Source organism: Bradyrhizobium sp. WCU1 (assembly GCF_053474805.1).
The window spans coordinates 591,372-602,932 of the sequence record NZ_CM130280.1; the positions used below are offsets into that span (position 1 = coordinate 591,372).

The 11,561-nt window shown below is 60.0% G+C and carries 10 protein-coding genes; 2 read left to right on the forward strand and 8 right to left on the reverse strand.

The genetic code is table 11. From position 1 onward, the window contains the following. Nucleotides 1-7 precede the first annotated feature (7 nt). The 3 genes from ACTUWL_RS02875 to ACTUWL_RS02885 are packed head-to-tail and all read right to left on the reverse strand — an operon-like array spanning nucleotide 8 to nucleotide 2,790. Nucleotides 8-484, reverse strand: coding sequence for an aromatic-ring-hydroxylating dioxygenase subunit beta (locus ACTUWL_RS02875; RefSeq protein WP_021082405.1), 477 nt, complete (start codon nucleotides 482-484; stop codon nucleotides 8-10). After that, nucleotides 481-1,821 carry an aromatic ring-hydroxylating dioxygenase subunit alpha gene (locus ACTUWL_RS02880; protein WP_021082406.1) on the reverse strand — a complete coding sequence of 447 codons (1,341 nt, stop codon included), beginning with the start codon at nucleotides 1,819-1,821 and terminating at the stop codon, nucleotides 481-483. Before ACTUWL_RS02880 ends, ACTUWL_RS02875 begins: the two co-directional genes overlap by 4 nt. A gap of 18 nt (nucleotides 1,822-1,839) precedes the next feature. Beyond that, nucleotides 1,840-2,790, reverse strand: a complete 951-nt coding sequence (locus tag ACTUWL_RS02885) for a PDR/VanB family oxidoreductase (RefSeq protein WP_021082407.1) — start codon at nucleotides 2,788-2,790, stop codon at nucleotides 1,840-1,842. Nucleotides 2,791-3,445: 655 nt separating this feature from the next. Between ACTUWL_RS02885 and ACTUWL_RS02890 the strand changes: the two genes are divergently transcribed. Continuing rightward, nucleotides 3,446-3,679, forward strand: a complete 234-nt coding sequence (locus tag ACTUWL_RS02890) for a hypothetical protein (RefSeq protein ID WP_021082408.1) — start codon at nucleotides 3,446-3,448, stop codon at nucleotides 3,677-3,679. Nucleotides 3,680-3,788: 109 nt separating this feature from the next. On the opposite strand, the gene ACTUWL_RS02895 is transcribed toward ACTUWL_RS02890, so the two are convergent. From ACTUWL_RS02895 to ACTUWL_RS02915, 5 genes are all read right to left on the reverse strand, one after another. Next, nucleotides 3,789-4,961, reverse strand: coding sequence for an acyl-CoA dehydrogenase family protein (locus tag ACTUWL_RS02895; protein ID WP_021082409.1), 1,173 nt, complete (start codon nucleotides 4,959-4,961; stop codon nucleotides 3,789-3,791). 184 nt (nucleotides 4,962-5,145) lie between these two features. Further along, nucleotides 5,146-7,122, reverse strand: coding sequence for a non-ribosomal peptide synthetase (locus ACTUWL_RS02900; protein ID WP_021082410.1), 1,977 nt, complete (start codon nucleotides 7,120-7,122; stop codon nucleotides 5,146-5,148). 41 nt (nucleotides 7,123-7,163) lie between these two features. Beyond that, nucleotides 7,164-8,165 (reverse strand): TubC N-terminal docking domain-related protein, encoded by a 1,002-nt coding sequence (locus ACTUWL_RS02905; RefSeq protein ID WP_021082411.1) that lies wholly within the window; start codon nucleotides 8,163-8,165, stop codon nucleotides 7,164-7,166. Between the two features lie 148 nt (nucleotides 8,166-8,313). Next, entirely contained in the window at nucleotides 8,314-9,114 is an 801-nt protein-coding gene (locus ACTUWL_RS02910; protein WP_106940245.1) for a 4'-phosphopantetheinyl transferase family protein, read from the reverse strand. Between the two features lie 337 nt (nucleotides 9,115-9,451). Beyond that, nucleotides 9,452-10,105, reverse strand: coding sequence for a LuxR C-terminal-related transcriptional regulator (locus ACTUWL_RS02915; RefSeq protein ID WP_021082413.1), 654 nt, complete (start codon nucleotides 10,103-10,105; stop codon nucleotides 9,452-9,454). A gap of 469 nt (nucleotides 10,106-10,574) precedes the next feature. Here ACTUWL_RS02915 and ACTUWL_RS02920 point away from each other — a divergent pair, with 469 nt between their 5' ends. After that, nucleotides 10,575-11,495: a LuxR C-terminal-related transcriptional regulator gene (locus tag ACTUWL_RS02920; protein ID WP_021082414.1), complete on the forward strand. Its 921-nt coding sequence runs from the start codon at nucleotides 10,575-10,577 to the stop codon at nucleotides 11,493-11,495. Nucleotides 11,496-11,561 lie beyond the last annotated feature (66 nt).

Here is an 11,561-nt window from a genome sequence, read left to right on the forward strand (position 1 = left end):
GACGCACTCACATGAAAAGCTGGATATTGCCGAACGGCGCGTCGAAATTCACGAGATCGATGCGCTTGAGCCTGATCTTGAGGCCGTCGCCGATTTGCACGAGATCGTGCGACGCCCATCCCGAAAAGCGTTCCAGCGCGTCGCCGCGCGTCTCAGTGTAGAGAAAGGACGTCCGTGCCTTGAACAAGCCGGCCGCCGGATCGCAGGCCACGATCTGCGGCGCCTGCAGCAGATGATGGCAGCGGCTCTTCGGCTTCTGACTGAAGGTGCGCTCGCCGGCCAGCCGCTCGATACGCACTTTCATCAGCAGCAGGTCTTCGTACATCAGCGAGGGCTGCAACACAGGATCCTGCTGCTGCCATTCCAGCGGCATCCAGTAGCGCCCCTCGGGGTGAAACAGGTCGAGCCAGGCCTGCCACTGCATCGTGTCGAGCAGCTCGGCTTCCCGATAGATGAAATCGGTGATGGTCTGTTCGCTGATCATTCCGCGGCCTCAACGGGCTCGACCATGTCCATGGTCATGAACTTGGCCCAGGCATGAAACTGGTTCCGCATCTGGCGCTCCGACGTGCCGTTGATGACCGCGGTGACATCAGCCTCCTCGCCGCTCTCGTAGAGCCGGCGCAGATTGACCCACTGATTGCCGTTGGTTTTCAACCCTTCCTGCGCGCGCTCATACATTTCGAGATCGTCGTGCCCGACGATCGAGGTCGGCGCGTTGATGAAGCGGTTGTACATCAGCGCGCGCTCGTAGAGCTTGTCGGGCGCGCCGACCAGGCGATAGACCCAGCTCTCGACCAGCGTCCGGTCCACTGCGATCGGGATGAAGTTGCGCAGGATTTGCACCGCGCCCTTGACCATGATGTTCGGGAAATAGACCGTGTTGTGCCGGACCTCGCCGAGAATCTCGTGGGCCCGCTTCTCGCCATAGGCCGCGACCATCTGTCCGAGATAGCCCTCGATGTCAGAATAGTTCGAATGGATGGAGTTGGCGACGCCGGTATGGCCATGGCCGTTGGGCCAGATCCGGATGCCGCTCTGCTCGTAGAACTCGTACGGGCTCATGAACGGCCCATAGAGCTGCACCGCCATCGGCGTTTCCTTGGAGTCGCCTTGCTCGCGCTGCCAGACCTTGATGGCGGTGCCGGCCGAACTCTCATGCGCCACCATCGGATGGCAGGTGTCGGTCTGGTTCTCGACCAGCATCTTCCAATTGCAGGTGTGCATGTAGCGGATCGGCGCGGCCTCGACGGCGAGCTTCCCCTCCGGCGAGCGGTCGACCATGTTGTCGATGGTCGAGAGGCTTTCGCCGAAATAGTCTTCGAAGGCGACGCCGGTTTCGCTCAGGCGTGCGAAAATGAAATCGCGGTAGACGACGACATTCCTGATCCGCGACAGCCCGTCATTCGCCTTTGTGTCGGTGAAGCCGGTGCCCTCGTAGCCCTTCTTCAGCGGGATCGCCAGCAGCGAGCCGTCGGTCTTGAACGACCAGGCATGATAGGGGCAGCGGAAGAACTTTCCGGTGTTGCCGCACGGCTCGGAGGCGATCTTGACGCCCTTGTGCGGACAGCGATTGTAGAACAGGTGGATCGAGCCGTCGGTATGGCGGCTCGCCACCACCGGCTGCCGGCCGACATTGGCGGTGATGAAATCGCCCGCCTTCGAAAGCTGGCTGCCATGCCCGACATAGATCCAGCTGTTGGGAAACAGATGCTCCATCTCGAGATCGAAGATCTCGGGATCGACATAGACGTCGCGATGCACCTCGGCCTCGCGCACCAGCCCGCCGATCGCGCGGGCATTCTTTCCGTATTTCGTCATGGCGCCCCTTGCCTCCGCTCAGAGATCCAACACCAGCCGTTCCGATTTCGCACGCGACACGCAAATCTGCATGACCTTGTTGGACGCTTTCTCGTCGTCGCTGAGAATGACGTCGCGATGATCGGGCACGCCCGCGATCACGCCGCACTGGCAGATGCCGCAATCACCGCGCTGGCAGTCGTAGAGCACGTCGAACCCGGCCGCTTCCAGCGCCTGGATGATGCTCTGATCGGCCGCGACCGTCACGACCTGCCCGGTCGACCTGAGCTCGACCTCGAACGGTGCGTTCGGGATGCCGGGCTGCTGCGCCTTGAACAGCTCGAAATGGATGCGGTCTGCCGGAATGCCCCTGGCGAGGGCCGCCGCCTTCACCGCGTCAATCAGGCCGGCCGGTCCGCAGACATAGACATGAGCGTCCGCCGGCGCATCGCCAAGCGCTGCCGGGATATCGAGACGGGACTCGTCGCTGTCGTAGTGAACCGCCAAACCGTCTGAACACATCGCCTGCAATTGCGGCAGGAACGCCAGCAACCCCGGCATTCGCCCAGCATAATGCAGGCGATAGCGCGTTCCCTGCGCCTTCAGCTCGGCCGCCATCGATAGGATCGGCGTGATGCCGATGCCGCCGGCAAACAGCAACGCCGGTGCGGTTCCCTCATGAAGCGCGAAATTGTTGACCGGCGCGGTCGCGCTGACGACGTCGCCGACCTGAAGGGCATGCATGAACTGCGACCCACCGGTCGACGCCTCTTCGCGCAGCACCCCCAGCGCAACGGCGCCCGTGGGCAAGTCCGGCAGCGCCATCAGCGAATACGGCCGGTCTCCTCCGCCCGGCAGCAACACGCGGATGTGGGCGCCCGCTTGCCATTGCGGCACGGCACCGCCCTCCACGCCGAACACAACGCTGCGAATGACCGGCGTCTCCGCAACGACCGACTGCACTCTGAGCTTCAGCGGATGCGCGTCCATTCGGGCATCTCATATTATATGAATTTGCATATTTTTATACATGTAATAATTGGCTGTCAATCGTCAGAATCCCGATCTTGCCGTAGGGGCGCGCGGCTTGAGGGCGTGATCCGCCACGGACGGCAAGCCGGCCGCCGACCGTGCGGGTTATCGCACCGCGGGCCGGCAAACCGGCCGAGTTGGAGACTGTCGAAGTCGAGGCCGGTCGTCCACCAAGGCGATCGACCATGCGTGCCGGCACGTCGTGGACGCCGCCGACTTTGTAATTTGGAGAATGGGAGTGGACGCGCGAATTCCGGATGAATATCGCTTCCGCTTTTCCGACAAGCACGCTTCGAAAGGCTGACATTCATTGCATTGACGTGTCAGCAGTCAGCGCACCGCCGATCACCCAGAACCGAGGCAGCGCTCGGACCATCCACCCAGCAGTACGACAAAGGAGGCCATCGGCGTGGAGGCTGTAGTCAGTCGGACCTCACATCATCTTGCACCGGACGACCTGAAACCTACTGCTCAGAAGAATTACTTAGAAAGACCCTTAGGGACACCTCGGACGGAAGCCGTATTTTCCTCCCCTGTCCGCGAACCCGGCCTCCGGCTCGCTTAGGTTGGCACAGCTTGTTTTCGCACCCAGACTCTATCTGGAGGTCGCCACATGACGCAAGACCACGTCTGGTATGTCTCCTTCGTTGATCAACGCGACGCTCCACCCGACAGGAATGCGCGCAGGACTGCGACTTTCAAATCCGAACAGGAAGCAAAGCAGTTCACCAGGACGTTGGCGCAGGACCACCGTGTCAAGAGCCTTTCGGCCGGAACAATCAACCCGCACCAGCCAAAACGCGTCGTCGGATCAAGAGAAATCGGCCGGTGGCTCGGCGACATCTAGGACCGCCACGCCGCAGACGTCACCTGGGATGTCAGGTTGATTGATCAGCTAATTTAGACACCTGTTGGGTCAGAAGCCCTGCTGTAGGCAGTGCGAACCCGCGTCAGGCTCACGACATGGAGGCGACCACCTCCAGCATCACCTCCGTCGCGCCCCCGGCAATGGAGAGGACGCGGGCGTCGCGCGATATGCGCTCAATCGCACTCTCCCGCATGACGCCCATGGCTCCGTGGAACTGGACGCACGCATACGCCACCTCGTTGACGAGCTCGCCGCAGATGGCCTTCAACATCGATATCTCACGCAGGCAATCGTCGTCCGCCGCCATGCGCCAAGCGGTGGCATAGAGAAACGCGCGACTTGCCTCTACCTTCGCAGAAAGCATCGCAAGACGATGACGGATCGCCTGCATGTCCCAAAGGACACTCCCGAACGCGCGGCGCGTTTTCAGGTATGTGAGGGTCATGTCGATCGCCGCCTCGGCCATCCCGATCGCCAGTGCGGCAAGGACAAGGCGCTCGTTCTGCAAGTTGCGCATGATGGAGTAGAAGCCTTGTCCCTCCGCGCCGAGCACGTTCTCGGCAGGAATGCGGCAACCGTCGAAGACGAGCTCGGCCGTATCGGAGGAGCGCCAGCCGAGCTTGTCCAGCTCGCGAGCTACGCTGAAGCCTGGCGTGCCCTTCTCGACGAGGAACATCGTGATCCCGTTGCTACCTGCCGAGGGATCAGTCGTGGCGGCAACACAGTAGAGGTCCGCATAGACGCCGTTCGTGATGTACAGCTTTGTGCCATCGAGCACGTAGGAGTCGCCGTCTCGGCGCGCGCGGGTGCGGATGGCCTTCACGTCCGAGCCTGCGTCCGGCTCCGTGATTGCAATCGCGGTGATGACCTCACCGCTCACAATGCCCGGCATCCAGCGAGCCCGTTGGGATTTTGTCCCATCGTGAAAGACGTAACTGGAAGCCATATCGGCATGGACCAGCATTGCGTCTGCGGCGCCGCCAAAGGTCGAGCGCCCAAGTTCCTCTGCGAAGACCGTCGATGCGACCGCGTCCATCTCGGCGCCACCGTACTCGGCGGGATAGCGGATACCAAAGAAGCCAAGTTCGCCCATGCGGCGCAGGACCGGACGCGGAACGCCGCCCTCCTCTTCCCAGCGATCTGCACAGGGCTTGATTTCCTCCTCGACAAAGCGCCGGACCTGGTCCCGTAAGAGCTCATATTCCGCCGCCGCCCAAGGCAGCTCCGGTCCTTGCGCCGCTACCCAAGCTTTGTCCATCATCTTAGCCCGCTCCGCTATCAGTCCAACGCTCGAGGTCCGAGCCGCATCGGCGCGCTTAAGACCATTGCGGCCCATCCAATCGATCAAAGCGCGATGAGATCAGGTTGAACCGTCATCGCGCTTTGGATTCTTGCTTAGGCATGATCTTTTCGGAAAACCGCTTCGCACTTTTCCGGATCATGCCTTAGAGTTCGATTTCCTCGCGCGGCCCGCCCGAAAGTGAAGAAGCCCTGGAATCGGCCACCCAGCGCATCCCGTCGATCACTTCCGCCAGTTCGGCCACGGTCGGGCGCTCGAACAGGTTGCGAAGCTGCACGTCGACGCCGAACATCTTTCGCATGCGCGCCACCGCTCTCACGACCAGGAGGGACTCCCCGCCCAGGTCGAAGAAGTTGTCGTGACGTCCAATCGACTTGACCTTGAGCAGACTGCACCACAGGGCGGCGAGAGTCTTCTCGGTCTCTGTTGACGGGGCAGCGAACTCGTGTGCCGGCTGAATGCTGTCCGCCGTCGGCTCGGGAAGCGAGGAGCGGTCGATCTTGCCGTTGGACGTGAGCGGCATCCGCTCGAGGCAGACAAAGTGCGTCGGAATCATGGACTCCAGGAGTTCTTCGGCAAGGTAGGCGCGCAGCTCCGCCACCGTCAGAGGCTTCGAGGAGACATAGTAGGCTACAAGTCGGGTGATTGCGCCTTCTTCGGTATTTTCCACCGGAGTGGAGATGGCAACGACGGCACAATCCTGAACGTGAGGCTGCTTGAGAAGCCGCGCTTCGATCTCGCCCAGCTCGATCCGCGTGCCACCGACCTTCACCTGATGATCCGCGCGGCCGAGAAATTCCAAGCGCCCTTCCGCGTTCCAGCGGGCAAGATCGCCGGTCTTGTACAGCCGTAGCCTCGAAAAGCCATCTCTGGGATCTGTAGCCGTGCGGAAACGCTCCTCGGTCAGATCCGGGCGATTAAAGTAACCTCTCGCGAGACCATCACCGGCGATGAACATCTCACCGACGACGTTGGGGCCGGTCGGCTGATATTCCTTGTTGAGGACGTAAATTCCCGCATTGGCGGCCGGAACGCCAATCGGCACCGATGCGGAGCGATCCCGGTCCACGTCAAACCGATGAATCATGCAGCCCACTGTGGCTTCGGTTGGTCCGTACTCGTTGTAGATCTCAACGGGATGAGGGATCGCTTTCGTGATATCGCGAGCCAACTCGGTCTTGAAGTCCTCGCCGCCTACGATGAACTTGCGTAGTCTCGTGGCCTCAAGATTGCGATCGCGGATCATGGCGAGATGCGCCGGTGTCAGCTTGATGATATCGACGGCATTGTCGTCGACCACCTTGAGCACGACCATGTTCTTCACGCCCGGATCGCCAAGATAGACCACGATCCGGCCGCCCGTGATGAGCGGCGCAAAGAGGGTCGTGACGGTCAGATCGAAAGCAAGAGATGAGAAAAGTGGCCAAGCGAGCGGTTGGCCTGAACTGTACACCCGCGCGGCCCACCAGATGTAGTTCACGAGGCTGCGGTGCTCGATTTCGACGCCCTTGGGAGTGCCGGTCGAGCCTGAGGTGAAGATGATGTAGGCGACGCCGTCCGACGTGGCGGCGGACGGCCGGGCCGAGGCCGGCTGATTCAAAATCGAGCCGAAATCGGCATCGAGCACGAAAACATCGGCAAGATTCGGCGAGATGGCAGATTGCAGATGCGCCTGAGTGATCGCCACCGGCGTCTGCCCGCCGGTCCCGCTGGAAATGTCCTTCAGGATTGTAGCTATACGCCCGTTCGGCGTCGCTGCATCAATCGGCACATAGGCTGCACCCGCCTTGAGAACGCCCAGGATCGCGACAACGACTTCGATGGAGTGTTCCATGAAGACAACAATGATCCGACCCGGCCCCGCACCCTTTGAGGCCAGATGCGCGGCCATCTGGTTGGAGCGTTCGTCGAGCTGCCGGTATGTCAGCATTGCATCGCCGAAGCGGATCGCTTCGGCATCGGGACTGAGCGTCACTTGATCATGGAAGAGATCGATGATTGTCCTGTCCGATGGGTAGCGCGCCGAGGTGGCGTTGTACTCGACGACCAGCGCCCGATGATCGGCATCTTGGAGAGGAGGAAGCGCCACGCTCTCCGCCACGATCGGTAGGACTTCATTCATGAAATGTGCTCCCATCCCGCAAGTTTGGAAAACGGATCACGTCAATCTCCGAGCTTCCGAGTTGCCCGGCGATAGAGCTCTGCGACGGCAGGAGCGTCAGGCTCTTCCAGCATGGAGACTTCGTCGCAGTCGTCGGGGCCGAAATAAAATTCGGCATCGGGCGCCACGAGCCGCCATCGATGAGGCGCTGCGCCCGATCGCAACCAGGCCTTGTTCGGAAGGAATATGCAGACTCGACCTGAGTACGGTGTGGGAGTGTATCGCCGAAATGCCGCCATCGCCGTGGATTTGAGCAGAGCTCTGCTGGCCAGCACCGGATCCGTCGTGACAGGCTCCTTGCGAACCAGGGGCACGAGGGCGCGCTCGCGAAGGCGACTGCCGAAATATCGGAGACGAGCGCCAAATGTCGGCAACTTCGCACTCGATCTCCGGACCGATCGGATCGTCCCCCAGGCAGTGAAGTACAGCAAGCGCAGCCATTCCTGATGGGTGACGGGGTGAAGAGGACCAAAGAGAGCGACCCACGAAACTTCCGCTCCGCGTTCTGCGAGGATTTTGGCCAACTCGAAGGCTGTTGGACCGCCGGAGCAGTATCCAGCGATGATGTACGGACCGACCGGCTGATGCTGAACGATCTGGCGAGCGAAGTACTCGGCAATATCTTCGACGCGGTCCATCGGCTCGCTCTGCCCGTCGAAGCCAGGCGGTTGAAGTGCGTAGAACGGTTGATCGCCGCCCAGGTGCTTCGACAGGTCCGAGAACGAGAAGGGTGCGCCGACATGCCCCGGCACAGCGTAGATCGGTGTGCGTGTTCCGCGCGGCTGCAAGGGAATGATTGCAGGCTGTTGCGTGGCCGCGGCGGTGGCCATGTTCAGAAAGGCGATAATCTCACCCTTGCGCCCCTTCAATTGATCGCGAAGCTCCGCCGTCATCGCGCCAGCCGGGGCGCTGCACCGCAGCCGATCGCCCTCGACCCAGACCTTGATGTCCTTGACCGCGAGGTCTGCGAGCAGTTCCGAAAACTGCGTCACGTGCGCTTGCATAGGCTATTCCCGTGTTCTCGACTGGGACCGCGAGGTATCTCGAACAATCGTGGTTGGGTTGAGCTGGCGTACTCTCCAACAATTGGTCGAGCCGCTCGCTATCCTCGGTGAATGATTACATCGCGGAAACTCCGGTCCGAACGACCATTCATTTCCGGACAACCACACACCCGAGATACCCCGTTTTAGGTACGAAGCTTCGGACAACCCAATCCTCCTCGTCCGAAGAGCCGGGGTATCCCAAGCCGAATCCCAGGCCCTTGGAGATAGCCTCCAGCCGGGTCCAGCGCCGGAAGAAGCCTTCCAGCCGGTCGTCCGGGCCGAGGGCGGCATAAGACTCGTAGTCGGAGGCGGAAAAGCACAGCGCGGCTATATCGTCCGCTTCGGGGATGGGGAGAACTGCCTCGATGTCCACTCCGACCTCCTGCCCGGTCGAGAGGGCGATCACCGCCACGTCTTGGGATCGAGAGACGCTGAAGCGCAGGTTGCGAGAAGGCATGCGGTGTGAGAGGTGAGGCTTACCCTGCTGTCCATATTCCAGTTCGACATCGGACGGCGAGATTCCCAGTCTGGAAGCGAGGATCCGGCGCAGCTGTCCGCGGGAAGCAACAAATCGGCGGCGCTGCCGGTCCGACTTCAATCGCTCCGCGCGCCGACGTTCCGCTTCGCTGAGGAAGACGTCCATGTCGTCAATGACAGCCTGCTCCACATCGAGCTCGTATGCGACAACCTCCAAACCATCATCTTCGAGAACCGGGATCGTGATCTCGGCCTTCGGCTCGACTGCCCTATCGAAAAGGGTCGGAAAGAACGGTGCTTGCTCAACACGGGCCTGACTGGCGCCGAATCCGGCGAGCTGCAGCGATCGAGACCCCGACCGAGGACCACCGTCCCTGCCCGCGCGAGAAAATCGGATGAGGTCGAGCTCGGGACAGCAGTCAGACGTCATACGTGGATTCCGATCGGAGGAGCGCTCATGCGCATCGGAGCATTCATTCTGGAGCAGCGCCCATTGACGCGGATTTCCTCGATTAAGCAATCACGTAAGCGCGAAAACAAGGAGGCGTGTTGGCTATTTAGATGTATGAATGGGCTACATCAAAAGACCTAGGCACGCTGACATTCGTCAGCTTTAGCTTCCCGCCTGACTGTTCCGCTGATCGAGTTCGCGCACTGTCTCGCCAGGGCAAATCACCCTCGAGACGCTTCCCGTCACGGCGCGACCAATACACTGCGCACCCGAGCGTCGCGTCGGTTGATATTGTCCTCGGTCCAAGGCTTGCGCGTTAATCGGTTGGGGGGCCGCCTGGCGCAGCGGATGAGACAGCGAGCGCCGCGAGAGTTGTCCTGTTACCGATCTCAAGCTTGCGAAAAATGTGGTGGAGATGAACCTTGATTGTGCCGTCAGTTACCTTCAAACGACGGCCAATCTCCTTGTTTGATAATCCCTCCGATACCAGGCGCATGATCTGACGCTCGCGGTCCGTCAGCGCGGCAAGGTGCCTTTCCGCGATCGCGGGCTGCCCGGAAGGGATGGCTACCTTGCTCGAGGGTGCACGCAGCATTCTCTGGCCGTCCGCGACCTGCCGCAATGTCTGCAGAAGAGCTTGAGGCTCCTCGTCATGCCGGATCACGCCAAAGGCGCCCACTTCCGCCATCATGGTGAGGTCGCGATCCTCAACGGACGTTGCGAGGAACACGAGCCGAACAGCTGGGGTCCGGGAATTTGCGATATCGAGCAAAGCCTGCCCAAAAATGTCAGGCATCGATATGTCCAAAATGGCAATGTCGGGTACAAGGGCCCGAATTGCCTTGAAACAGCTCGCGCTATCGGTGCATCGAGCTGCAACCCCGAAGTCACGTTCTGCTTCTAGCAGGCAGTTCAGACCCAACAAAAAAACTGGATATCTGCTAGCAATTACCACACGACTGAAATGCATTTTTGGCCAATCCTCAGTCCCTCCAGTTCGGCTCGGCGCGCCCGGCAATATCACTCGCAGGCTATTTTGATCGGGGCTTTGCAGCAGGATCTTGTTGTCGCGAGCACGCCGAATTTACGATCCGGAGTTCCATGCAATCTTAAATCGTATCAAAATCTATCTCACTCAAAGCGAATGCCGTTCGACGAGTGTGCGAAAAATCACGCCCGTCAAAATACGGGCTTCAATACGCCGGACGACATAACATCTATAACCAATAGTATATAGGGATATTGGGGATTAGCATTTAATATTAGTCAATCTTTTGACGCATGCTCAGGGCTTTTTTCGCCCCAGATTTTGGTCGAGCGACCGGAACCTGAAGAAGCAATTTCAATGCGTCGCCGTTTTGGCTTGGCAAGCCAATGAAGAAGCGAGTCGGGTTAACCGACGAGCCTATTGTGTATTTTTTTGCGTCCAGGAGAGTTCCATGAGACGACAATATTCTTTTCCTATTGTTCTTGGTGGTGAAAATAGTCTTCGGAAGGAAGGTCTCGCTAGAATTCTGAATTCCGAAAATTTTCAAGTGTTTCCCTCAATAGCCGATGTGGGCGATTTGCCTGGCAAAGAGAATGTCGGGGATGCTCCGGTCTGTCCGGCGCTGTTCCTGCTTGTTCACAGCGGCGGCGATTTCGGCGCTGCGATCGAGCAAATCGAGTGTTTCAAGCGCAGTCACGCGGACGGACGCGTTGCCGTTGTCACAGATCACTATTGTCTGAGCGACTTGACGGCTGCATTCCGGGCCGGCGCCACCGGCTATTTCATCGATGTGATGAACTGCGATGCATTCATCAAGTCCATCGAGCTGGTCATGATGGGCGGGACAGTGTTTCCGACCGACTTCCTGGCGTCGGCTCTCGATGTCGAAAGGCGCGATGCGGACGATGCCTTTGCACGCGTCGACGATAGTGATGCCGTCGCAAACTCCGATAGCAGGCTCGCACAACAGCTTTCGCCGCGAGAAATCTCAATTCTCCAGTGCCTGATCGAGGGCGATTCCAACAAGTGCATCGCACGCAAGATCAATATCGCTGAAGCCACGGTGAAGGTTCACATCAAGGCGATCCTTCGCAAGATTCGTGTTCAAAACAGAACACAGGCGGCGATCTGGGGGTTGAACCATCGACCCGCAACCTGGCCAACCAACAGGACGGCGCACCCGACCGCCGACGCAACCGAGCGCCTCCTCCCACCGAAGAGAGAGCTTCCTAAAATCGCGAGGACAGGCCGGCGCGGGCCGCTCGGTGCAATCGACCATACGGTAAACTACTTCGAAGTGCCTCTCACAAACGGTCACGTCCGCAACGATATTGGCTCGAAGGCCGATGGCGCGATCCGACTGCGAAAATAGCCGTTAATCTGGTTGCTCAGCGGGACGCTCGGCCGGATCTCGAGCTGGAAGCTGTGCCATCTTGAC

Coding starts and splice junctions, on each gene's coding strand:
- ACTUWL_RS02875 (WP_021082405.1), bottom strand. CDS start 484: ATGATCAGCGAACAGACCATCACCGATTTCATCTATCGGGAAGCCGAG.
- ACTUWL_RS02880 (WP_021082406.1), bottom strand. CDS start 1,821: ATGACGAAATACGGAAAGAATGCCCGCGCGATCGGCGGGCTGGTGCGC.
- ACTUWL_RS02885 (WP_021082407.1), bottom strand. CDS start 2,790: ATGGACGCGCATCCGCTGAAGCTCAGAGTGCAGTCGGTCGTTGCGGAG.
- ACTUWL_RS02890 (WP_021082408.1), top strand. CDS start 3,446: ATGACGCAAGACCACGTCTGGTATGTCTCCTTCGTTGATCAACGCGAC.
- ACTUWL_RS02895 (WP_021082409.1), bottom strand. CDS start 4,961: ATGATGGACAAAGCTTGGGTAGCGGCGCAAGGACCGGAGCTGCCTTGG.
- ACTUWL_RS02900 (WP_021082410.1), bottom strand. CDS start 7,122: ATGAATGAAGTCCTACCGATCGTGGCGGAGAGCGTGGCGCTTCCTCCT.
- ACTUWL_RS02905 (WP_021082411.1), bottom strand. CDS start 8,165: ATGCAAGCGCACGTGACGCAGTTTTCGGAACTGCTCGCAGACCTCGCG.
- ACTUWL_RS02910 (WP_106940245.1), bottom strand. CDS start 9,114: ATGACGTCTGACTGCTGTCCCGAGCTCGACCTCATCCGATTTTCTCGC.
- ACTUWL_RS02915 (WP_021082413.1), bottom strand. CDS start 10,105: ATGCATTTCAGTCGTGTGGTAATTGCTAGCAGATATCCAGTTTTTTTG.
- ACTUWL_RS02920 (WP_021082414.1), top strand. CDS start 10,575: ATGAGACGACAATATTCTTTTCCTATTGTTCTTGGTGGTGAAAATAGT.